At 36.9% G+C, this 23523-nt stretch carries 27 protein-coding genes and 3 riboswitches; of the genes, 6 read left to right on the top strand and 21 right to left on the bottom strand.

Translation table 11 applies throughout. From position 1 onward, the window contains the following. The first annotated feature begins 54 nt into the window (after positions 1 to 54). Complete coding sequence (locus tag JFU54_RS20080; protein WP_002029883.1) at positions 55 to 270, top strand: DUF1540 domain-containing protein; 216 nt, start codon at positions 55 to 57, stop codon at positions 268 to 270. A 32-nt stretch (positions 271 to 302) separates the two neighbouring features. Here JFU54_RS20080 and JFU54_RS20075 read toward each other — a convergent pair whose 3' ends face one another. The 3 genes from JFU54_RS20075 to JFU54_RS20065 all read right to left on the bottom strand — a co-directional run bounded on the left by JFU54_RS20075 (position 303) and on the right by JFU54_RS20065 (position 2719). Beyond that, positions 303 to 554: a hypothetical protein gene (locus JFU54_RS20075; protein ID WP_002029881.1), complete on the bottom strand. Its 252-nt coding sequence runs from the start codon at positions 552 to 554 to the stop codon at positions 303 to 305. A 163-nt stretch (positions 555 to 717) separates the two neighbouring features. Further along, entirely contained in the window at positions 718 to 1479 is a 762-nt protein-coding gene (locus JFU54_RS20070; protein ID WP_201066019.1) for a L,D-transpeptidase family protein, read from the bottom strand. Between the two features lie 373 nt (positions 1480 to 1852). Then, positions 1853 to 2719 (bottom strand): SDR family oxidoreductase, encoded by an 867-nt coding sequence (locus JFU54_RS20065; RefSeq protein WP_002087502.1) that lies wholly within the window; start codon positions 2717 to 2719, stop codon positions 1853 to 1855. A gap of 224 nt (positions 2720 to 2943) precedes the next feature. On the opposite strand from JFU54_RS20065, the gene JFU54_RS20060 reads away from it, so the two are divergent. From JFU54_RS20060 to JFU54_RS20045, 4 genes are all read left to right on the top strand, one after another. Further along, a complete protein-coding gene (locus JFU54_RS20060; RefSeq protein ID WP_002029878.1) occupies positions 2944 to 4245 on the top strand; it encodes an NCS2 family permease in 1302 nt (433 codons plus the stop codon). Between the two features lie 92 nt (positions 4246 to 4337). Then, positions 4338 to 4443, top strand: a riboswitch (SAM riboswitch). A gap of 87 nt (positions 4444 to 4530) precedes the next feature. Beyond that, positions 4531 to 5643, top strand: a complete 1113-nt coding sequence (locus JFU54_RS20055) for a sugar ABC transporter substrate-binding protein (protein ID WP_201066017.1) — start codon at positions 4531 to 4533, stop codon at positions 5641 to 5643. Continuing rightward, entirely contained in the window at positions 5640 to 7127 is a 1488-nt protein-coding gene (locus JFU54_RS20050; protein ID WP_002125354.1) for a sugar ABC transporter ATP-binding protein, read from the top strand. Before JFU54_RS20055 ends, JFU54_RS20050 begins: the two co-directional genes overlap by 4 nt. Further along, positions 7111 to 8106 carry an ABC transporter permease gene (locus JFU54_RS20045; RefSeq protein WP_001054974.1) on the top strand — a complete coding sequence of 332 codons (996 nt, stop codon included), beginning with the start codon at positions 7111 to 7113 and terminating at the stop codon, positions 8104 to 8106. Before JFU54_RS20050 ends, JFU54_RS20045 begins: the two co-directional genes overlap by 17 nt. 182 nt (positions 8107 to 8288) lie before the next feature. Here the strand turns inward: JFU54_RS20045 and JFU54_RS20040 are convergent, their stop codons facing one another. From JFU54_RS20040 to JFU54_RS20025, 4 genes are all read right to left on the bottom strand, one after another. Next, positions 8289 to 8561 (bottom strand): hypothetical protein, encoded by a 273-nt coding sequence (locus JFU54_RS20040; RefSeq protein ID WP_000143386.1) that lies wholly within the window; start codon positions 8559 to 8561, stop codon positions 8289 to 8291. 48 nt (positions 8562 to 8609) lie between these two features. Then, a complete protein-coding gene (locus tag JFU54_RS20035) occupies positions 8610 to 8813 on the bottom strand; it encodes a hypothetical protein (protein WP_000432819.1) in 204 nt (67 codons plus the stop codon). A 127-nt stretch (positions 8814 to 8940) separates the two neighbouring features. Next, positions 8941 to 9795, bottom strand: coding sequence for a patatin-like phospholipase family protein (locus JFU54_RS20030; RefSeq protein ID WP_002140445.1), 855 nt, complete (start codon positions 9793 to 9795; stop codon positions 8941 to 8943). A 130-nt stretch (positions 9796 to 9925) separates the two neighbouring features. Further along, positions 9926 to 10387, bottom strand: a complete 462-nt coding sequence (locus tag JFU54_RS20025) for a MarR family transcriptional regulator (RefSeq protein ID WP_201066015.1) — start codon at positions 10385 to 10387, stop codon at positions 9926 to 9928. Positions 10388 to 10527: 140 nt separating this feature from the next. Between JFU54_RS20025 and JFU54_RS20020 the strand changes: the two genes are divergently transcribed. Beyond that, complete coding sequence (locus JFU54_RS20020; protein ID WP_201066013.1) at positions 10528 to 11706, top strand: MFS transporter; 1179 nt, start codon at positions 10528 to 10530, stop codon at positions 11704 to 11706. Positions 11707 to 11725: 19 nt separating this feature from the next. On the opposite strand, the gene kdpDN is transcribed toward JFU54_RS20020, so the two are convergent. The 14 genes from kdpDN to tenI all read right to left on the bottom strand — a co-directional run bounded on the left by kdpDN (position 11726) and on the right by tenI (position 23523). Then, positions 11726 to 12880, bottom strand: coding sequence for a KdpD-like non-kinase potassium sensor (kdpDN, locus tag JFU54_RS20015; protein ID WP_100248418.1), 1155 nt, complete (start codon positions 12878 to 12880; stop codon positions 11726 to 11728). Between the two features lie 56 nt (positions 12881 to 12936). Continuing rightward, entirely contained in the window at positions 12937 to 13518 is a 582-nt protein-coding gene (gene kdpC, locus JFU54_RS20010) for a K(+)-transporting ATPase subunit C (RefSeq protein WP_016101775.1), read from the bottom strand. 17 nt (positions 13519 to 13535) lie between these two features. Further along, a complete protein-coding gene (gene kdpB / locus JFU54_RS20005) occupies positions 13536 to 15626 on the bottom strand; it encodes a potassium-transporting ATPase subunit KdpB (RefSeq protein WP_201066011.1) in 2091 nt (696 codons plus the stop codon). Between the two features lie 13 nt (positions 15627 to 15639). After that, a complete protein-coding gene (gene kdpA, locus JFU54_RS20000) occupies positions 15640 to 17307 on the bottom strand; it encodes a potassium-transporting ATPase subunit KdpA (RefSeq protein WP_201066009.1) in 1668 nt (555 codons plus the stop codon). 19 nt (positions 17308 to 17326) lie between these two features. Beyond that, complete coding sequence (gene kdpF, locus JFU54_RS19995) at positions 17327 to 17407, bottom strand: K(+)-transporting ATPase subunit F (RefSeq protein ID WP_000972378.1); 81 nt, start codon at positions 17405 to 17407, stop codon at positions 17327 to 17329. After that, the gene (locus JFU54_RS19990) at positions 17404 to 17508 is read right to left on the bottom strand and encodes a SipW-dependent-type signal peptide-containing protein (protein ID WP_000887888.1); all 105 of its coding nucleotides are present in this window, start codon (positions 17506 to 17508) and stop codon (positions 17404 to 17406) included. The genes kdpF and JFU54_RS19990 overlap by 4 nt, the downstream gene beginning before the upstream one ends. A 94-nt stretch (positions 17509 to 17602) precedes the next feature. Continuing rightward, a riboswitch (cyclic di-AMP (ydaO/yuaA leader) is annotated at positions 17603 to 17748 on the bottom strand. Positions 17749 to 18009: 261 nt separating this feature from the next. Continuing rightward, positions 18010 to 18240, bottom strand: a complete 231-nt coding sequence (locus tag JFU54_RS19985) for a hypothetical protein (RefSeq protein WP_016101779.1) — start codon at positions 18238 to 18240, stop codon at positions 18010 to 18012. Between the two features lie 16 nt (positions 18241 to 18256). After that, positions 18257 to 18643 carry a hypothetical protein gene (locus JFU54_RS19980; protein WP_002010661.1) on the bottom strand — a complete coding sequence of 129 codons (387 nt, stop codon included), beginning with the start codon at positions 18641 to 18643 and terminating at the stop codon, positions 18257 to 18259. Positions 18644 to 18735: 92 nt separating this feature from the next. Continuing rightward, positions 18736 to 18883: riboswitch (cyclic di-AMP (ydaO/yuaA leader) on the bottom strand. Positions 18884 to 18968: 85 nt separating this feature from the next. Beyond that, the gene (gene thiD / locus JFU54_RS19975) at positions 18969 to 19781 is read right to left on the bottom strand and encodes a bifunctional hydroxymethylpyrimidine kinase/phosphomethylpyrimidine kinase (RefSeq protein ID WP_201066007.1); all 813 of its coding nucleotides are present in this window, start codon (positions 19779 to 19781) and stop codon (positions 18969 to 18971) included. Between the two features lie 15 nt (positions 19782 to 19796). Beyond that, positions 19797 to 20816, bottom strand: coding sequence for a thiazole biosynthesis adenylyltransferase ThiF (locus JFU54_RS19970; RefSeq protein ID WP_113710149.1), 1020 nt, complete (start codon positions 20814 to 20816; stop codon positions 19797 to 19799). Then, on the bottom strand, positions 20809 to 21579 hold the full coding sequence (gene thiG / locus JFU54_RS19965; RefSeq protein WP_201066005.1) for a thiazole synthase: 771 nt from the start codon (positions 21577 to 21579) through the stop codon (positions 20809 to 20811). The genes JFU54_RS19970 and thiG overlap by 8 nt, the downstream gene beginning before the upstream one ends. Before the next feature lie 2 nt (positions 21580 to 21581). Then, complete coding sequence (gene thiS, locus JFU54_RS19960) at positions 21582 to 21785, bottom strand: sulfur carrier protein ThiS (protein WP_002010653.1); 204 nt, start codon at positions 21783 to 21785, stop codon at positions 21582 to 21584. A 15-nt stretch (positions 21786 to 21800) separates the two neighbouring features. Next, positions 21801 to 22910, bottom strand: coding sequence for a glycine oxidase ThiO (gene thiO / locus JFU54_RS19955; protein ID WP_002140430.1), 1110 nt, complete (start codon positions 22908 to 22910; stop codon positions 21801 to 21803). Continuing rightward, positions 22903 to 23523, bottom strand: coding sequence for a thiazole tautomerase TenI (tenI, locus tag JFU54_RS19950; RefSeq protein WP_016101785.1), 621 nt, complete (start codon positions 23521 to 23523; stop codon positions 22903 to 22905). Before tenI ends, thiO begins: the two co-directional genes overlap by 8 nt.

The raw sequence follows: 23523 nt of genomic DNA, 5'->3' as shown, positions 1-23523 counted from the left end.
TCTATACATGAAATGGGCGTAAAATCCCACACTAATGTATGAGGAGGGGGTTTTATGCCAGAAGTGAAATGCTCTGTTTCCAATTGCTCATTTTGGGGACAAGGTAACCTTTGTCAAGCAAGTGCAATCGTTGTTCAACCTGATGCACAAGAAGCAGGTCAAATTGAAAACAGTTCATATACAAACGCTACTTTAACAAACGAGACGCTTGAAAGTTCTGTAACAACGAGTGTAGAAACGTGTTGTCATACATTTAAACCGAAATATTAAACGTAAAAGCATACGATTAGTCGTATGCTTTTTTACATTCCTCTCCAAACATCATGCATCATAAAAAAGTACAAAATAACGAGAAGGACCGTCCCGCATAAAGTAATGCGCCGATATACACTCTTCTCCCCTTCCCTCGCTTTAACAAATGCCCAAATAAATCCAACGAACAATATTAAATCAATATATGGAACATAAAAGGAGAAGACGAGTAACGCATATAAATACACGATAAATAAACAAGTCGTGATTAAGAAAATTTTAAATGCAAATTCACTTTTCATAATGTGACCGCCCCCCAGTCTGTACTGTATTATATTCAGCAAAACATAATAGTTGCTGTTTCAATTTTTTTATCTCACTATTTACAGGCGCGCGATTGGTATGAAATCATTAAAACCAACTAAACTTCATCACAAATAAGCTACCGCCTATACACGGTAGCTATTATGGAACATTATATTTCCTTTTATATATGTTACTTAAAATCGAATAAGGTAATTGCTCATAACGAATTTTTTCTCCCGTTACATCTACAATATACAAATTGTTTCCTATATAATAGGTTCCATCTTTTCGTTTTGAATACACTGTATATTTTTCATTTGGCAATACCGTTTTTACTTTCGTCAATTGTCCATTTGGTTCTTGCCAATATATATTTACACGATCTACTAACGTAAGCATTCCAATTTGTTCTTCTTCTACTTTACGACCATTCCAACTCACAACCCGATAACCAAGCTTATACGCTTCATATTCGGGACTCGTATGAAAACGAGAAATAATTACTTTCGTCTGTAATTGTACCCGGTCGTATAACCATTGTATGTCCCGATCGTGCATGCGAATACAACCATTCGACTCCCTGCTTCCAATCGTCCATTCCCGATTTGTTCCATGAATTGCATATTCCTTTTTATCTAGACCTAACCACCTCGTACCGAGAGGGTTATTCGGAGCACCCCCAGCTATTTTTTTACGATGGTATTCTTTATTTTTATATTTAGTTATAATACAAAAATTACCCTCAGGCGTCGGGGTCCTGTCTTTTCCTGTCGTTATCGAAAATGTCTTAGTATAGTTTCCATCTTCAAAAAAAGACAGCTGATTCGTCGTAAGGTTAACTAATATTAAATGATCTGTATTAGCAAAAACGCTAGCTGGCAGGCAGAAAAATAGGATTACGATAAACCATACTTTCTTCATCTAAATCCTCCCTAGCACTAACATCATAATAAAGTGAAACTTTACTCGTCGTGGGATTTTGTCCATCCCCACTGAGAATTAGCCTTCACCAATCGAGCATTTACGGACATTTATCTCCCACCTAACTTCCTTGTATTCACCGAATTGTTAGGTAGGGGTCTTACTGCCCGCAAATAGCGGGATAAAGTGAAACTTTAATCAGTGGGGGTTTTGTTCATCCCCCACTGATTATTAGCCTTCACCAATCGGGCATTTACGGGCAGTTAACCTCCCACCTAACTTCTGTGCTCCACCTGAATTTTGAGGTGGAATTTTACTGCCCGTTAATGCGGGATAAATACAATTAACTTTACTTTGCTCTTATAAATGAAAACTATCCATTCACAATTACTCCACCATTTACATGCATCATCTGTCCCGTTACATATGCCGAATCACTAGACGCTAAATATACATATGCAGGCGCTAATTCATACGGCTGACCAGGCCTTTGCATAGGAACATTACTCCCAAACTGTGATACTTTTTTCTCATCAAAACTGGATGGAATAAGCGGTGTCCAAATTGGGCCTGGTGCAACACCATTTACACGAATTCCCTTTTGTACTAACGACTGAGAGAGCGATCTTGTAAAAGCGACAATCGCTCCTTTCGTTGCAGAATAGTCGATCAACGTTTCATTTCCTTCATACGCAACAATAGATGCCGTGTTTATAATTACATCCCCCTGCTTTAAATGAGAGAGGGCTGCTTTTGTAACATGAAAATAAGAAAAAATATTAATACGGAACGTTTTTTCTAGCTGTTCCGCTGTAATATACTCTAGTCCTTGCTGCGGATATTGCTGTGCGACGTTATTCACAAGAACATTTAGCCCCCCTAGCTGCTGGGCGGTCTCTTCTACAATCTCTTTACAATGTTGTTCATTACTCAAATCTCCCGGCAATAATACACAATTCACGCCTTCTTTTTCCACAAGTTGTTTCGTCTCAGTTGCATCTTCGTCCTCATCTAAATAAGCAATCGCAATATTTGCTCCCTCTTTTGCAAAAGCGATAGAAACAGCTCTTCCAATCCCGCTATCTCCTCCTGTAATTAATACATTCTTTCCTTTTAACTTTTCACTTCCTTTATAATTTGGATCTTCAAACTTTGGAAGAGGATTCATTAACGATTCAATACCAGGTTGTTTATTTTGATGTTGTGCTGGCATTGTTAAAAAGTTTTTTTGCTGCGGCATAACTTCCTTCAACTCCTTTCCCCTTATAATGCGCACAATAAAAAAAACTACTTACACATTAAAGAACCGCAATGCACACACAGTTTTACGATTAATATTCGAATTTACGACATAAAATATGAGTTGTTCTAAAGTTTTTATGCAAAACTATTGCAAAATAGTTAAAAAACGAATATTATATATAACTGTTGTGAAAATTATTCGTAAAAAGAAAGGATGTTTATATGTTTAACCTTTCAAAACATAAAACTTCTATTAAAACTGAAATTATGGCAGGTATTATTACCTTTTTAACAATGGCATATATCATTGTCGTAAACCCTGTCATCCTTGGGGATGCAGGTGTTCCGTTTGAACAAGCATTTACAGCTACAATTATCGCTGCTGTTGTCGGAACATTATTTATGGCGATCTTTACTAATTTACCAATCGCAATTGCACCAGGTATGGGATTAAATGCTTACTTCTCTTATTCTGTTGTAAAAGCCCATGAAGGCATGACTTTCGCAATTGCATTCTCTGCTGTATTCGTAGCAGGTATGATTTTAATTTTGTTATCATTCACATCTTTCCGTACGAAATTAATGGAAGTAATTCCTGAGAACTTAAAACATGCACTTACTGCTGGTATCGGTCTTTTTATTGCTTTTATCGGTTTGCGCTTAACGGGAATTGTTACAAAAAATGATGCAAACTTAGTTGGGCTTGGCGATCTTCACTCTGCTCCAGTTCTACTAGCATTAGCTGGCCTTGGAATTACAATTATCCTTATGTCTTTAAATATAAACGGGGCACTATTTATCGGAATGTTATTAACTGGTATTATCGCTTACTTCACAGGTCAATTAACATTCTCAAGCGGCGTTACATCAATGCCTGGATTACCAGAAGGAATTATCGTTTCAAATCCAATTACTGCTGTATCTGATGTAATTAACTACGGATTATACGGCGTTGTCTTCTCATTCTTCCTTGTTACACTATTTGATACAACAGGTACACTACTTGGCGTTGCACAACAAGGTGGATTTATGAAAGATGGAAAGCTTCCAAAAGCAGGACGAGCTCTTCTATCTGACTCATTCTCAGCAACAATTGGAGCTATGTTCGGAACAACACCATCAACAGCTTACATTGAATCATCTGCTGGTGTTGCAGCTGGTGGTCGTACTGGTTTAACAACTGTTACAGTAGCTGTTCTATTTGCATTAGCAGCATTCTTCGGACCGTTAGTGAGCGCTGTTTCTGGCGTTTCAGCTATTACAGCACCATCACTAATTATCGTTGGTAGTCTTATGATGGGCTCAGTTCGCCACATCGATTGGGATACATTCGATGAAGCATTCCCAGCATTTTTAGTAATCTTAAGCATGCCACTTACATCAAGTATCTCAACAGGTATTGCACTTGGATTTATTTCATACCCACTTATGAAAGTGGCAAAAGGACAATTCCGTGCTGTTCACCCACTTGTGTATTTATTCGGGATCTTGTTCGCTTATCAATTAGTTTTCTTACCACATTAAAATCCCTCGTTGTGAGGGATTTTTTATTTACAAAAAAACATTTGACAACAGCATACACTTATGGAATAATTCGAAATAGTTAAATATTCGATGTCTTATCAAGAGCAGGTGGAGGGATGAGCCCTACGAAGCCCGGCAACCGACCCATTTATGGGCACGGTGCTAATTCTTACAACACATTGTGTTGAAAGATAAGAGTAATATGATAAGACGTCTTTTCTATATGAAAAGACGTTTTTATTTTCACTCCCTCCTCTCTTTTCTTAATTTAGGAGGGATTTTTTTATGAAAAAATTATGTTCCACCGTACTCATTATTCTCTTACTCGCATTAACAGCTTGCACAAATGAACAAGATGCTATCTCTTCACAAAAGCAACAAACGGTGAAGAAAGAAACTACTACAGCAGCAAATCATTTACAAACAGAAATTCCAAGCCAAGTAAAAAAGCCATTAAAAATCGCATTAATTATGCAAATGTCCATCGGAACTTTTTCCTCTCAATATATTGAGGGTGTCAAAAAACAAGTCGAGCTATTCGGCGGCAGTGTGCAAGTCTACAATTCTGATAATGATTTAGCAAAAATGGCAGCAAATCTAGATACTGCTATTAATTCAAAAGTTGATGGTATTTTAATTGATCACGGTCGCTCTGAAGCACTAAAACCCGGAGTAGAAAAAGCATTACAAGCGAATATTCCTGTAGTTGCATTTGATAACGACCTACGCTTACCAGGCGTAACGATTATTGATCAAGATGACTATAGTCTTGCATGGAAATCATTAAAAACGTTAGCGGAAGATCTGAATGGACAAGGGAATATCGCCGTCGTATGGGTTGGCGGATTTGCTCCAATGGAACGTCGCAATGTTATCATTGATGCTTTTTATAAACGTTATCCAAATATAAAAGAAGTTGCACGCTTTGGTACCGCTAGTAATAACACACCACTTGATACGCAAACACAAGTAGAGGCTTTACTAAAAAAATATCCGAAAAAAGGTGATTTACAAGCTATTTTCGCTTCGTGGGATGAGTTTGCTAAGGGGGCCGTCAAAGCACTCGAACAAGCTGGTCGTACAGATATAAAAGTATACAGCATTGACTTAAGTAATGAAGATTTACAACTCATGCAAAAAGAAAATTCACCTTGGACTGCTACGGCTGCAACCGATCCAGCTGAAGTCGGTAAAGTTCAAGTGCGTTTCTTATACAAGAAAATCGTTGGTGAACAAACGCCAGATATTTATTCACTAGAACCTTATTTAGTAAAGAAAAATAGTTTGCCACAAGAAAATATAACGATGGATCAATTATCAAAACATATAAACGGTTGGGGAGACTCGAAAGATGCATATTCACCTTGGATGAAAAAATTAGAGAAGGAGAAAAAATGATGACATTCTCTCTTCAAAACATTACACATTCTTATCACATCTCTACCCCTGTACTAGAAAATGTTTCTATTAACATACAAAAAGGAAAAGTTCACGCTTTACTAGGAATGAATGGTGCAGGAAAAAGTACTTTACTAAAAATAGCAACTGGTGAAATTCAACCAGTTGCTGGGAATATAAAAATTGATAATCAGTCTATTTCCTTTACTTCACCACGCGATGCAAAAAAACATGGTATTTCTTTCGTAACACAAGAAGTGGATCACGGACTTATTCCTGGATTATCTGTATTAGAAAATGTACTAATCGATCATTTAGCAATGCAAAATAAAGTACTATTTTCAAAGTCAAAATTAGTCTCACTCGCTAAACAACATTTGCAAACTGTACAGGCTGATTTAAATGTTTCGGAAGATGTTTCAAACTGCTCATTACATGAAAAACAATTACTTCTTATCGCAAGAGCTTTATCCAACAATACAAATTATCTTTTATTAGATGAGCCTACTTCTTCTCTTGGACCGAAAGAAGTTGAAACCTTCGGGCAACTATTAAAAGATTTAACATTGAAAGGAATTGGCATCATCTTAATTTCTCATCGTTTATCAGAGATTCGAAATTTCGCGGATGATGTAACCGTATTACATAACGGTAAAGTTGCACTTTCTGAAGCGATCACAAAGGTTACAGATCAACAAATTGTGGAAGCGATGACTGGAAAACAACTTACACTTCCTATTAATACAGCGCCAAAACGAGGGAGCGAAGAATTATTTAAAGTACAAGAACTTCCATTACACAAAGACCATTCTCCCCTTTCTCTCACCGTACGGAAAGGTGAAACTGTTGTGATATACGGATTAATTGGCAGTGGCAAAACAACACTTGCTGAAACGTTATTTGGTACTCGTCATACTTATCACGCAGAAATAGATGGTCAAACAATAACAATTAAAACACCGCGAGATGCGATTAAAGCAAAGATCGCACTTGTACCAGAGGAAAGAAGAAAACAAGGCGTATTTCTTTCGGAAGATATTATAAGCCACACTAATTTACACCAATCAGGTTGGAGACGAAAGCAAACCGAAGTAAATAATGCTACTACAGCAATTTCTTCTTTCAGCATTTCACCCAATGACCCAAAAGCATTTATTCATTCACTTAGCGGTGGAAACCAGCAAAAAGTCTCCATTGCAAAGTGGCATGGATTCAAACCGAATCTATTTCTTTTGGACGAGCCAACTAAAGGTGTAGACATAGCTGCAAAACAAGACATTTTTCAATTCATTCGTAACATTACTGAAAACGGAAGTTCCGTAATTTACTTCACAGGAGAACAAGATGAAGCACTACATATCGCTGATCGCATTCTTATACTCGCAAACGGAGAATTTGTAGGTGAATACTTACCAGACGAACTATCTCCTGAACAGCTTTTACATTTATCTGAAGGGAGTTATTCCATTGAATCTCGTTCATAAAACAAAAACCAAGAAACTATATTTACCTACTCATCTTTTTTATCAATTTAGTACGATTGCTATCATTATAGGTGTTACAATTTTCTTCTCTATCGTCAACGATTCTTTTTTAACATACAACAATATTAGTGATATTTTACGTTCCATTTCTATCGTAACGTTACTTGCAATTGGTGTTACCTTTACATTAATTGTAGATGGATTTGATTTATCAGTCGGCTCTACCGCTAGTTTAGCAACCATTGCCGCTGCTTCCTGTCTCATTTTATATCGACAAGAACTATTAGTCACACTCCTTGTTCCTATTCTTTGTGGGCTATTAGTTGGATTATTAAATGCACTACTCGTTATCCGAATTAAACTACCAGATTTACTAGCTACATTAAGTATCATGTATATCGTGAATGGACTACACTTAACATTTTCAAAAGGATCTTCTATTTATGAAGGAATGTCTGGTGCCAAAGGACATTTTATTCCATCCTTTTTATTTATCGGTCAAGGTTCTGTGTTAGGAATTCCAGTCCCTGTCATTATCATGCTTATCGTCGTTTTAATTGCATATGTATTTTTAGAAAAAACAACGTACGGTCGTTTCTTTTATATGACAGGTGGGAATCGAGAAGCTGCTAGACTAGCTGGTATTCCTACTGATCGTTACCGTGTATATGCTTATATGATTAGCGGTTTACTTGCCTCTATTGGCGGTATTATTCTATGTAGCCGCGTTGGAACAGGACAAGTTTCAGCTGGCGCCCCATTATTAATGGATGCAGTTGCAGCTGCCTATATCGGTTATGCAATGTTCGGTGCTAAGAAACCAAATGTCATCGGAACATTTCTTGGTTCCGTATTAATTGGAATCATATTAAACGGCCTTACAATGATGAACGTTCCTTATTATGCGCAAGATATCATTAAAGGCAGTATTTTAATTGCAGCTTTAGCCTTTTCATTTATTAAAAAGAAGCGTAAATAAAGTGAAACTTTAATCAGTGGGGGGTTTTCTTCCCCCCCCCCACTGATTATTAGTTGAACCAATCGGGCTTTTACGGGCAGTTGATCCCCCACCTAACTTCTTTGCTTTCGCCGAATTTTGAGGTGAGGGTCTTACTGCCCGTTAATGCGGGATAAAAAAGTAGCGCATCGAATTCCGATGCGCTACTTTCCTTTTGCAACAATCACACGAACTACTTTCAACGCAAAAAGCAAAAGACCGTTCGCTATTGCTGTAACACCTAAGAAGATTGCTATCATAAGCTCTCCCATTCCGTTATTAAATATAAAAATAATAGAAGAAATGAAAGCCAAAATAAACAATATGAACGCTGGTATATATTTAATAAAAGGCTTCTCAAATGATCTTTTAGAAAGAAGAAATGTAATTAACAATGTCATAATAAAAACAAAATATACCGCAAATAAAAAAGTCATATGAAAGCCTCCTCTACGACCAAACTACTTAAAAGAGGTTAGAAACCTTTAATATTTCTCATTTACCTGCAATTCTTTACTATACTTTTGAATGAACACTGATGAAATAACCATTACCATTCCTATACTAAAACCAATAAGCTGATCTAATAACATTTCATCATGAATGAACCAGCGCAGTAGAAATACGCCACCAAAAATAAGCAACATTGTAAATCCAGTATGTCTAAGCCCTTTATATACATTTTCCATATGTATCACCTCTCCACATACTTTTATCCATATTATACCATAATCCAAAAATGTATATAACCAACATTCGGTATTGAAACCAATAATAAAAAAGGCTGCAGAGAACTCCTTCTCCACAGCCTAATTATTATTTTTGCAAAAACGCCTGTAAATCTGCAAATTGTCTCTTTGCATCTTCATAGCCTTGCTCATATAAACTTTGTAATTTAGCCGTATCCTTTTCCATACGATCTACTTGAAGTGGCACTTCTGGGCGAATAACAAATAAATTACCAGCTTGCTCTTCTTTTTCAATGTAGTGAAGTGTTTCATTATACACTTCATAACGATTCAGCATCGTATTTACAAGGTTTGGATACTTCTTATAAGCCTTTGCTGCAATCCAACCAAATTTTGATTTTTTCTTCGCGTAACCATGATTTCTCGTCAAAATAACGACTGATTTTTTAAATCCATCTTCCTGTGCTTTACGAACTGGAATCGGATCTGAAATCCCGCCATCTAACAATTGCTTACCTCGGTAGTTTACTGCCGGTGCAATGAAAGGTAATGAACTAGATGCTTGCAATAAATTTAGTGCATCATCATTCGTTCCCTCTTTTTCAAAATAAACAGACTGTCCTGTTTCACAATCAGTTGTTCCTACAAGGAAACGCTCTGGACTATTAAAGTATGTTTCAAAATCAAACGGTACATGCTTTTCTGGAATTTCATGAAAAATGAATTCCATATCAAATAGCTGACGTTTTTTCCACAAGTTTTTATACGATAAATACTGCGGATGTGATGCATAATCAATATTTACTGTTTTATTTCTATTTCTTTGTCTGGAAAGATACGACGCTGCATGACAAGCACCAGCTGATACACCAATTACATATGGAAAATATAAATCTTGTTCCATAAAATATTCTAATATCCCGCCCGTATATACACCACGCATACCGCCGCCTTCTAATACTAACCCCGTATTTTCAAGCATGTTATTCTCTCCTCTTTATATATATTGACTCTTTAATTATTCACTATGTTAAGTATCTTTTTCTATTATATATGAGTTCTTTCAGAAATTATATTGAAAAGGCTTGAAATGGAGGGGTTTTTTCTTCCAATTATATTTCCAAATGACCAGAGACATCCTTTATAAACCTTTGAATAAGATCTTGCTCTTCTTTCGTATATCCATCTAAAAGTAACAGCCACTTTTCTTCAGCTTGTTTATGCAATTTTTCATGAGCTTTATATATTTCATTTCCTCTTTCCGTTAAGCGGAAGAAAATTTCTTTTTGATTATCTAACATTTGCATTTTCTCAACGAATTGCTTTTGAAACAACTTTGTACAAATTTTAGAGATTGCGCCTTTCGTCATTCCCATTTCTGTTGCAATAGCAGTTACATTCATCAGATCATTTTTTCCGATACACTCGATAACATGTAACTCAGATAAAGACATACCACTTACACCTGTCTCACGAAGAAACTTCTCATTATTTTCTTTCAAATGCTCTTCTTTTTTATGAAAAAGTGTACGAATATCCGAAAGTATTTCCATTTGTTTCGCTGTATGTTCCAATCCATTCGCCTCCTAAGTTTCCAAAGAAACAATTTAACTATATACCATTTTAAAATCATTTTTTCATCTTTACAAGTGAGAAAATCATGTTAAAATTATTTTAGTTTCCAAGGAAACCAAATGACAAGGAGGTTAACATTATGGAAAAAACCAAACTGAATTTCATTTTATATGTTGTCTGTATGAGTGCCTTACTCGGTTCCTTCGCTCAAAATATTTATACACCTATCTTGCCGATGATTCAAAATTCGTTTCATACTTCTCTTTATCTTGTAAATTTAACCGTTTCACTTTTCACATTCGTTCTTGCGGTTATGCAGCTCATATACGGACCTTTAATTGATACAAAGGGAAGAAAATCTGTCCTTATCCCTAGTTTAATCATTAGTACAATCGGCTCAATTGGTTGTGCTTTCTCACCAAACATTTACTTATTTCTATTTTTTAGAGCTGTTCAAGCTATAGGAATAGCGGCTATACCTGTAGTTGCAGCAACGATTATCGGTGATTTATTTGAAGGAAAAGAACGCGGAGAAGCGATGAGCCTTTATCAAATGTTACTTGCTCTCGCACCTGCAATCGGTCCTCTCATAGGTGGCTATCTCGGCAGTATAAATGGCCACTTATCTGTATTTCTTTTTTTATCTACAATTGGCATCATCTTATTAATTATAAACATTTCACTACTTCCAGAAACAAAACCAAATGTAATTGAGAAACCTAAAGCAAAAAAGAATTACTGGCTTATCTTAAAAAATAAAACTGGATTTTCCATTACACTTATTGGCTTTATTCAATTTTGTATATATTTCTGTTTCCTCGTTTTTTTACCTAGCATATTAACAAATATATTTCATCTAAGCGCAAGCGAAATTGGTCTTATGTTTGTACCGATGTCCCTTTCTCTTATGTTAGGAAGCTATTGCTACAAATTTTCGCAAAAACATTTCACAACAAAGCAGGCTTTATTCATCACTAGTTTCTTCAACATTATATGTGTCACTTTATTCTCTTTCACATATAGCATCAATATCCCATCCGTAATTATCGTTACCTCTTTATACGGTTTTAGTATGGGACTTTCTATGCCGACTCACACTACTTTATTAACGGAAGAATTCGTACAAGAACGCGCAACTGCCATCGGTATGTACAACTTCATTCGCTATCTTGGTATGGGTACAGAGCCTATTGTAGGTGGGTTTCTTTTATTTAATCAAAATTACTTTTGGATTTTCTTCCTAGGGGCAATTATATTTCTACTTATAGTTTTACACGCAATGAAAATGCTACATTCCCATGCTGCACAAAGAGCTTAAGAGACCTATAGATGGTCTCTTAAGCTCTTTGATCAGCAACGATATGAATATCAATATACTTCGTTTGTCTCATAATTTCATTTACAATAGAACCTTTTCGTATTTCTTCCCACCGTGTTCTCGCCGATTGCCCAAGTAAAACTTGTGTCACCTGTAGTCTTTTTGCAACTTCAATAATAACATCAGCGGGCTTTCTTCCCTTTGCTTCTTCTAATACAAAGCTCGCATCAAATTGATTCGTTAGCGATTTCCATTCTTCAATCGTTTGCTTTTTGCCTGCTGAAATAGAATCTATATTTTCTCTTTCAACGTTTAACACATACAATTCAGCATTTAGCCGATCAGCCATGCGCCATCCCCGTCTTATTAATTTCTCTGCTGTTGAACTGTATTGTACACAAACGAGAATTTTCTCTTTCACACCGATCGGTTCTATTACTGTTTGGCTAATTTTCTCATCCATATCATCTGCAACTTCTCGAAGTGATAACTCTCTTAATGCCCCTAAATTATTTATCGTAAAGAAGTTTTGTAAGCTTTGTTGAATTTTTTCCTCCTTATATATCTTTCCATCTATTAATCTCTTCCGGAGTACCTCAGGTGTTGCATCAACAAGCTGAATTTCATTTGCTTTTTGTAAAATAAAATCTGGAATACGCTCTCTTACTTTTACATTCGTAATTTGAGCTACAATATCATGAACGCTTTCTAAATGTTGAATATTAAACGCTGATAATACAGATATACCGGCATCTAACAATTCCTGCACATCCATGTACCGTTTCTTATTTTTCGACCCGGGAATATTACTATGCGCAAGTTCATCCACAACAACAATTTGTGGTGCCCGCTTTATAATTCCTTCTACATCAAGTTCATAAAATACTTTCCCTTTATAATCTATTTCTTTTAAAGGAACTTTTTCTAAATCAGCAATTGCTTCTTCCGTCTCTTTTCTACCGTGTGTTTCAATTAAACCAACTACAATATCAATACCGTCTTTTTTCATCTCTCTTGCATCAAATAGCATTTTATAACTTTTCCCAACTCCAGGTGCAGCCCCTACGTATAGCTTTAACTTTCCGCGATTTTGCTGCCGAATATATTCTAAATACTCTTCTGGCGTTCGCCTTTGAAACGTCGGTTTATAGTCATCCGCATACAAAACACTCACAACCTTTCTTTCGAAACAACGCTACCTCAATCCGTTAGATTGAGGTAGCACTGTTACTATTTCATTAATTTCTGCAATTCTAAATTTAGCTTTAAGACGTTTACACGATCCTCTCCAAATAAACCGAGTGCAGCTCCTTCTGTTTGATCCTTAATCAATTGATCTAGCTTTTCTTTCGGAATATTCGTTAATTTCGAGATGCGATCTACCTGTACGGAAGCCGCCTTCGGACTAATGTCAGGATCAAGCCCTGAACCTGAATTCGTCACTAAATCTATCGGTACTTCTGTAACTGGAACGGCTCGGTTTTGTTTCTTCCAGTCATCAATACTTTTCTCAACTCGTTTTGCTAAATCTGGATTAGACGGTGCATAGTTATTTGAACCAGATGCTTCTGCTTTATATTCTATACTAGAGACACGTCCATGAAAATAACGTGGATCTGTGAAATTTTGACCGATTAATTTTGAACCAACTACTTCATCTTTATCATTATATATAAGACTTCCATCCGCATTATCCTTCATTACCGCTTGCGCAATACCAGTTACAATAAGCGGGTATACGAGGCCGCACAAAACTAGAAATGTAAAAGTAATACGAATAATTGGTGAAAGTATACTTTGTTTTTTCGCCATCTTTTTTCCCCTCTTCCTTATATGAACAAGCCGACAATCATATCAATTACTTTAATTCCAATGAACGGAACGATAACTCCGCCAAGCCCGTAAATGAGTAAGTTTCGGCTAAGCAATGCATTCGAGCTCATCGGCTTATATGCAATCCCCTTCATCGCCAACGGAATGAGTAATGGAATAATAACCGCATTAAATATTAATGCTGATAAGATTGCTGAAAGCGGTGATGTTAATTTCATAATGTTCAATGCTTCCATTTGCGGAATTGCTAATGTAAACATCGCTGGAATGATTGCAAAATATTTTGCAATATCGTTCGCAATACTAAACGTCGTTAACGCACCTCGTGTCATTAACAATTGCTTACCGATTCCTACAACCTCAATAATTTTAGTTGGATTCGAATCTAAATCGATCATATTTGCTGCTTCTTTCGCAGCTGTCGTACCACTATTCATCGCTAACCCAACGTCAGCTTGTGCTAATGCCGGAGCATCATTTGTACCATCACCTGTCATCGCTACAAGTTTCCCTTTATCTTGCTCTGCTTTAATAACCGCAATTTTATCTTCTGGTTTACACTCAGCAACGAATTCATCTACCCCTGCTTCTTTTGCAATTGTCGCTGCTGTTAATGGATTATCACCTGTACACATAACTGTTTTAATTCCCATTTGACGTAATTGTTCAAAGCGTTCACGCATACCAGGTTTTACTGTATCCTTTAAATATATTAAACCGTAAATACGATCATCTACTGCAACTACAAGTGGTGTCCCGCCCTCTTTTGAAATTAAATCTGCTTTTTGATTCACATCTTTCGGAATCGTTCCGCCTTGTGATTGAACCCATTCAATCACGCTACCTACAGCACCTTTTCTCACTTTCGTTCCGTCTTTTAAATCAACACCACTCATTCTCGTTTCTGCTTTAAACGGAACAAACTCACCTTGTTCTGCAAGTTCTCTATTATATGATATTGATTTCCCTTTCACATACTCAATAACAGATCGACCTTCTGGTGTTTCATCTAAAACTGAGCTAATCGCAGCCCATTTTCCTACTTGCTCAATCGTTTCATTTCCCACAGGGAGTAGTGTATGTGCCATACGGTTCCCGAAAGTAATCGTACCCGTTTTGTCTAAAATAATTGTATTAATATCACCCGCAGCTTCTACTGCTTTCCCTGACATTGCTAGCACATTAAACTTTGTCACACGGTCCATCCCGGCAATACCAATCGCTGATAATAACCCGCCAATTGTTGTTGGAATTAAACAAACTAACAACGCTACAAGTACAGCAGTATCAATTTGAAACCCTAGATAATTTGTGAAAATCGGCAACGTCACAACAACGATTAAGAAAATAAGCGTTAAACTCGTTAATACTGTATTTAAAGCAATCTCATTCGGTGTTTTTTGACGTGCAGCCCCTTCTACTAAAGAAATCATTTTATCAATAAATGATTCACCAGGATTACTCGTAATTACAATTGTAATTTCATCACTTACGACCATCGTACCGCCTGTTACGGAACAAAAATCACCACCCGCCTCTTTTATAACAGGAGCTGATTCTCCTGTTATTGCAGATTCATCTACAGACGCTAATCCTTTAATTACTTCACCATCATTCGGAATCATTTCTCCTTGTTTTACAATAACAACGTCACCTTTTCTCAGATCAGTTGCTGAAACTTGTACAATGTCTCCATTTTCTTTTACAACGTTTGCAAACACATCTTTCTTCGATTGTTTTAAAGAATCGGCTTGCGCTTTACCACGACCTTCAGCTAACGCTTCTGCAAAGTTAGCAAATAAAACTGTAAATAAAAGAATAAGAGAAACTGTTATATTAAACCATCCTGGTACACTACTAGAACTACTTGGAAGAAAGGATAAAATGAACGTAATGATAAATCCAATTTCCACAACAAACATAATCGGATTCTTTATCATTACTTTCGGGTTCAATTTCGCAAAGGATTGTTTCATCGCATGTGTCACGATATCACGATCCATCGTTTTCGCTTGTCTAACTTCATCTTCTACAGCATGTATTTGTGACTGATTTACTTGTTTTTCTTTTACTACTACCGGTCTCATCATTTACCCTCCATTACTTCAATGTAAGAAATTCTGCAATTGGGCCGAGTACTAACATCGGGAAAAATGTTAACGCACCAACAATTACAATCGTTCCAATAAAGATTCCTCCAAATAAACCATTATCCGTACGGAACGTTCCGACTGTTTCTGGTACTACCGTCTTCTCTTTCAATGAAGCTGCCACAGCTAGCATCGTAATTAAACTGAAATAGCGTCCTAAAAACATAACTAAACCAGTCGTAATATTCCAAAACGGTGTATTATCTGCTAATCCTTCAAATCCAGATCCGTTATTCGCAGCTGACGATGTGTATTCATATACAACTTGCGTTAAACCGTGGAAACCTGAATGAGAAATTGCATCCGTTCCTAAACTTGTTGAAAGAGCTAATGCTGAAAATCCTAAGATAAGTAATGGATGAAATAGAATCGTTACTGCAATTAATTTCATTTCCTTACCTTCAATCTTTTTACCTAAAAACTCTGGTGTCCTTCCGACCATTAATCCAGATATAAAGACTGCAATAATTGCATACATAATAATATTAATAAAGCCCGCTCCAACGCCACCGTATACTGTATTCAACATCATATTTACGAGTGGTACTAATCCGCCAATTGGTGTTAACGTATCATGCATCGTATTAACGGCCCCTGTTTCAGCAGCTGTCGTTACTGTTGCGTATAGTGAAGAAAATACTGTTCCAAATCGCACTTCTTTTCCTTCTGTACTTCCTTGTACATGTTCGATACCCATTCCATTTAATGCCGGATTACCATTTAATTCAGATGTAGTAATCGTTATAAATCCGAGTAAAAACACCATAAATAGTGAAACGAAAAGGATACGTCCTTGTTTTTTATTTCCTACCATTCTTCCGTACGTAAATGGAAGTGCTGTTGGCAATAACATCATAAGCATCATTTGCAAAATATTACTCATTTGCCCTGGATTTTCGAAAGGATGTGTAGAGTTTGCCCCGAAAAATCCACCGCCGTTATTTCCAAGTTCCTTAATTGAAACGAATGATGCAACTGGACCACGTAAAATACTTTGTTTTGCACCATCAATTGTTTGTGCTGTAACTGCTCCATCTAACGTTTGTGGTACACCAAGTGCGACAAAGATTAGCGCTGCAACAAACGCAATAGGAAGAAATACTCTCGTTAAAGCTCTCGTAAAATCAACGAAAAAGTTACCAAGTTCTTTTCCAGCGAGCCCTCTTATAAATGCCATAACGAGCGCTAACGTCGTTGCTGGTGCTGCAAACATTAAAAATGTAATCCCGATTAATTGTGATAAATAAGACAAACCATTTTCACCGCTATAATGCTGTAAATTTGTATCAGCCATAAAACTAATTGCTGTATTAAAAGCGAGCGTAGGCTCCATCCCTTCAATATGCGCTGGATTTAATGGCAATACGCCTTGTAATCTGAAAATGAAATATACGACAACAATCATAAATCCATTTAATAAAACTAATGACAATGCGTACTGTTTCCACGTTTGATTGTATTCTTTTACACCCGTAATTTTAAAAATAAGTTTTTCAAAAGGCCCGAATACTTTATCTAGCTTTTTACTACCTTGAAAGGCTTTCTCTAAATAAACTCCCGTTGGCTTTGCTACTAAAATAAACAAGAGCATTGTAATAATGACTGCAACCCAAATCATAATGAATGATTCCCCCTAATTAAAACTTTTCTGGATTTAATAATGCGTATACTAAGTACACCGTAATCGCTGCAACAATAACCGATAAGGCAATCATCATGATTGCTTCCCTTCTTTCACAACTTTATCTGACCAACTTGCAAGACTTGCCATTGATGCGACTAACCCAACAAAAATCCCGATCATTACAACATCTAACATAACTACCCCTCACTTCTGTTAAAATTTACCATCTTATTATCAAAAAAAGAACACTAAGCTCTACTTAGTGTTCGAAACGAACAACACAAAGTAAACCTCCTCTCTAAACGCTTACGAGGTTAGCTGTCGGATTCGGGCCTAAAGAGTAGCCCTACTTTCAAAATTGAAAGATTCACCCCAAGTGACAATGCACAAAATTGGTTCCCCCGCTCCATTTCTGGAACTCAGCGATTTTAGGTTTTTTTGGAAATTTTATGAATGATTTATGAGAGTAAATATACTCCTCTAAATTTAACTTGTAAAGGGGTAAATTACTGAAAATAAGAAAATATCCATCTATTTAAGCGTTTACATTAGCTGTTATTAATATTTTTTCATCTGTTTTCTCGTCTTTCCTTTCTTTTTCACAGAAATGATCTTTTAAATACGAAATAAAAAGAGCGGATTACATGAAGTGCATAGCTTGTTGCACTCAGCATTCGCTCTTTTTTCATTCAACCTTTATTCTCCACGCAAAAAAGCACGCAAATTTCTCCCTCGAATATAAACTTGTGATAATTCCGCATGTAACTGCTCATATTCGGTAATATCCGCCTCTAAATACAAAACATCTTTTGATGGTAATATAATATATGGACCTGGAAAAAGAGGATCGAGCACTACCAATTCGTGAACTCTCTCTACCGATATCGCCCAACGATTCGCTATATCTCCTAGTAACAACACTTTCATCTTCATTTCCCCCACCTTATTCAAAAAATAAAAAAGAAATATTATCACAGTTCGTAAACACTACAAATTTAGCTCCAATTGTTTCATAGAGCCTGGCCGGATAGCGTTTATTCTTTGTAACAACAGTAATAGGCGCTTGAAAAGAAAAACGAATGTGTTCTGTGAAAAAGCTAACTATCGGAAGCTCATCCCCTAGTAAAATCACCTTCTTAATACGTGTGCAAATACTAGTAAAATCCTTCTCCTTATTACAGCTATAAGCTGATTCAAACCCATACTCTCTAACTTCAGCCGCTATCTCTTCATTGGCTGTAAAAATAATTAACTCATGCTGAAATGCTACTAGCTCTCTTAAACTCTTTACCTTGTTTTTTTCTCCAACACAAATAAGTGTTAGTTCCATGTACCTCACCTCCTTAGCATAAAAGAACTCAAACATAGATTGATATTCTCCTATACTAATCAGACCGATGAAGTGATGTATCCATCATGGCACCGTCCTCTCTCAAGACGCTTACGAAGTTAGCTGTCGGATTCGGACTTTGAGAGTAGCCCTACTTTCAACATTGAAAGATTCACCCCTAGTGACGACGCACAAATTGGTTCCTCCGCTCCATACATTTGGACTCAGCGTATTACAAAAAATGTATTCTGGCTGATATATTACTCCTGTATTTGGAAAAAGTAAACACAAAAAAAGCCAGTTAACAAACTGGCTTCTCGTGTCTTTATACATGCGTCTTATTCAATTTATATGCAAAATGATTCGTCGGCCCATGACCACTTCCAATATTCAATGGCTCTTCAATTGCTATACTAATAAATCGTTTTGCTTCTTGAACTGCCTCTTCCATCAAGTAGCCTTTCGCAAGTCCTGCTGTAACCGCTGAAGCAAATGTACAACCACTTCCGTGCGTTTGCTTCGAAGGAATTCGTTCACTTCTAAATTCAATAAACTGCTCACCATCAAAGAGTAAATCAATTACTTCATTACCTTGATATTCTGCATGTCCGCCCTTCATAAGCACATATTTAGCCCCTAATTCATGCAATACTTTTGCAGCTTCCTTACTATCTTCTACATTATGAATCTCCATTCCAGTTAACACTTCTGCTTCAGGAACATTCGATGTGACAACAGTTGCTACTGGCAACAAATATTCTTTTAATGCTTGTACTGCTTCTTGTTGTAATAATGACGCACCGCCTTTAGCAATCATAACAGGATCTAGCACAATATTATTCCAGCCAAATTTCTTAATATGCTCTGCCACAATTTGAATAATTTCACTACTAAATAACATTCCCAGTTTCACAGCATCTGGCGTTAAATCCGTACCAATTGAATTCAGCTGCTCCGTAATCCCTTCTAAAGAAACAGGATATACCCCTTGAACGCCAAGCGTATTTTGAGCAGTAATTGCTGTAATAGCCGTCATTCCGTACACACCAAGCTCTTGGAAAGTTTTTAAATCTGCTTGAATTCCAGCGCCGCCTCCGCTATCAGATCCTGCAATCGTTAAAGCTTTATTTACTTTCATCTCACTCATCCTTTTCTATCCAAAATAGCGATGATAAATTGTTTTCGCTTCACTTATATCTTTCGTTCCATGCACAAGTACACGACCATCTTTGAAGGCAACTAATCTCTTTTCTCCAACAGAAAAGGATAATAAATATGGATTTACATTCAAATCAGTCACACGATCATTCAGCAATCTTTTATATTGTTCAAAATCCATTTTCTCTTTATGAGGTGGTCTAATTTGAACTGTATTTCTCCCGCATAACACCGCTGTCTTTGAAGTATTTTCCTTATTTAAATACGGATATAATGCTTGCTCACCACACGATAGACAATTATGTTTACGAAGCTTTTGCACATTCATACATGAATACTCATTTTTCCATACATCAAATGACACAAGCCCATCTCGAAGCGAGTCATAATCTTCTACTAACAGTTTAAGCGTTTCCGTTACTTGATGAGAAACGACGAGAGATACAGCAGGTGATATAATCCCCGCTGTGTCACATGTCGCTCCGCCAAGTGGAATCGATTGTAATAAACAAGATAAACATGGCGTTTTTCCTGGAAGAATAGTATAAGAAAGACCGTAACTCCCTACACATGCCCCATAAACCCATGGAATAGAATATTTTTGCGATATATCATTCACAATGAAACGTGTTTCGAAATTGTCAGTCGCATCGATGATTACATCAACATTTGTAACGAGTTCTTCCAACTCTTCAGCCGTTACATCCTGAACGAGAGCTTCTACTCTTACTTCACTATTAACCTCTTCTAGACGTTTTTTTGCCGCTACAGCCTTCGGAAGATTATTCTCTACATCACTCTCTGCATACAATTGTTGTCTTTGCAAATTACTCCAATCGACATAATCACGGTCAACAATTGTTACTTGACCAACGCCTGCTCTTACAAACATCTCTGCATTTGCACTACCTAATGCACCTGCACCGATAATAAGTACATGCTTTTCTCCTAGCTTTTGTTGCCCTTCTTCCCCAATTGGAGAAAATAGTTCTTGGCGAGAATATCGATTATTCAACTATGCTCATTCCTTCTAAAGGACTACTTGCTGTCGCGCAGCGCTTACGTGCAATACGACCTGCTTCAAACCCTAATCGTCCTGCCTCAATACCTAATTTCATTGCGTATGCCATTTTAATAGGATCGTTCGCTCCAGATACTGCAGTATTTAATAACACACCATCTGCTCCTAATTCCATTGCAAATGCTGCGTCAGCTGGACTACCAATACCAGCGTCAACGATAACTGGTACTGTCGCTTGTTCAATAATGAAACTTAAATTTAATGGATTTACAATACCAAGCCCTGAACCAATCGGTGATGCTCCTGGCATAATCGCGTGTACACCAAGTTCTTGTAATTTACGAGCTAATACAACATCATCAGATGTGTATGGTAGAACGATAAATCCTTCTTCTAGTAACATTTCAGATGCCTTTAACGTTTCTACTGGATCAGGTAATAACGTTCTATCATCACCAATAACTTCTACTTTTATCATGTCACAAAGTCCAGAAGCTTTTGCTAATTTTGCAATACGAACAGCTTCTTCAGCATTTTTTGCTCCTGCTGTATTCGGTAATAACGTATATTTTTTCACATCAAGTTTCTCTAATAAATTAGGCTGCTTCGCATCAAATATATCCATACGACGTACTGCGAATGTTAAAATCTCAGCCTCAGAAACATCAATTGCCTTTTGCTGCACATCAAAATCAGGGAATTTCCCTGTTCCTAATAAAAGTCTAGAATGAAATGAAAATTGTCCAATGTTTAACATAATCAACCGCCTCCTACGAAAGTTACAATCTCAATTTGGTCCCCATCAAAAACAGATGTATCGTTATGATCATCTTTTTGTAAAATATCTTTATTACGTTCTACTACAACAATTCTGTTATCTAACTCTAAATGTGTAAGTAGCCCAGCTACTGTTTTTATACTCTCTGGTACTTCAATTTGGTTACCATTAATTTTCAAATTCAAACTTCCATCCCCTTTCTAAACCGTTTTAGAAAGCAATGAATCTAGCAAGTGATTCTCCTGCTTCCCTTCTATTAAATCAGCCATATACTGACCAGAAACAGGACTTAATAAAATGCCGTTTCGATAATGGCCCGTACAAGCATATAAACCTTTTATTTCTTCATGCTCTCCCATATAAGGAGCTTCATGATTAGACTGCGGTCTTAACCCAGCCCACGTACTTTCCCATTCTGCTTCTTTTAAAGCAGGCAATATTGTGTAGGCACGCTCTAATATGGAAGTAATACTTTCTGGTTGTACAGACTTATTAAACGTATGAGGCTTCATTGTTGCCCCAATTACGTAACGGCCACCACGTTTCGGTGTAATATAAAAACGTTCTTGGAAAATAGGAGCTTTCAAGAGCGGTTTCTTGCTTCTTACTGCAACAACTTCACCCTTCACAGGATACGTGCCCCAATCACTATGGAAATAATGTAGTAATTTCGTACTCCATGAGCCTCCAGCGATAACGACTTTTTCACATGTGATTACACCTTCACTCGTAACAATTCCAGTCACTTTATTATTTTCAATACGAATATCAAACACTTCTGTTTGTTCATATATATCAGCACCGGAAATTGCTGCAGAATGTGCGAATGCTTTCGTAAGCTCTGGTGCAATAACTTGACCATCTTTCGGATAATATACCGCCCCTATAATTGACTCGGAAAGAAACGGCTCTTTTTCCCGTAAATGGTCCCCCGTTAGAAATCGGGAATCTTCACCTGTTTTCTGCTGCCAATCCATAATATGAAGAATTCTTTTCTTCTCATCTTCATTTTGAGCGATGCGATAAATGCCCTTTTCTTCATACCCAATATCGATGCCTGTTTTTTCACGTAAAACTGCTGCAAGTTGTGGAAATATAGCACGGCTTTCTCTAGCAAGCTCAAACAACGGATCATATGCATCCCATTCTGCCTGAACACCGAGCAAACCAGCAGCTGCTTTCGAAGCTTCAGATGCGATTCTTTGCTTCTCTACAATCGCTACTTTATGCCCTCTTTCTGCTAGAAAGTGTGCAACTGAACTACCAATTACACCTCCGCCAATAATCGCTACATCATACTTCTTACACATGTTTTTCCGCCCACTTTCTTATTGATTCCTTATAAGATTTCGCCTTGCTATACGGATTACTACTGCTTATAATCCCGGACATAACAGCAATGCCACTTACACCATTTGCAAGAACATCACCTGTATTTTCAGGGGTAATCCCACCAATTGCAGTTATTGGTATGGATAAACAACTTGCCATATGAGCAATTTCTTCTAATCCTCTCGCTGGCACACCTTTTTTACAATCTGTCGGAAATACATGACCATAAACGAGTGAATCTGCTCCATTTTTAAATGCTACTATCGCTTCATCTAGCGAATGTACTGAATAACCGACATGCAAATAAGAAAACTTTTCTTTTACTAACCTTACATCTGCGCTTCGATATCCTAGCTGAACACGCGGAATATTTAATAGAATAGCAATATCAATTCGATCATTTATCACTATCTTCGATGCTGGAAAGCCTTTCCCCAAAAGACTTTCCACACCTTCATACAATTCCTTCGTACTTTTCTCACGCTCACGAATATGCAAATAATCGATCTCACTCTCAATTTGCATCGCTACATTCACTAACTCTTCGAATGGCATATGGCCATTTGAGATTACATGGAGCTCATTTTTCAT

The sequence above is a fragment of the Bacillus sp. TH19 genome (assembly GCF_016651075.1).
In the GTDB taxonomy this organism is placed as follows: domain Bacteria; phylum Bacillota; class Bacilli; order Bacillales; family Bacillaceae_G; genus Bacillus_A; species Bacillus_A mycoides.
The sequence above is the reverse complement of the archived record's forward strand: the minus strand, read 5'-3'. Positions and strand labels throughout refer to the sequence as shown.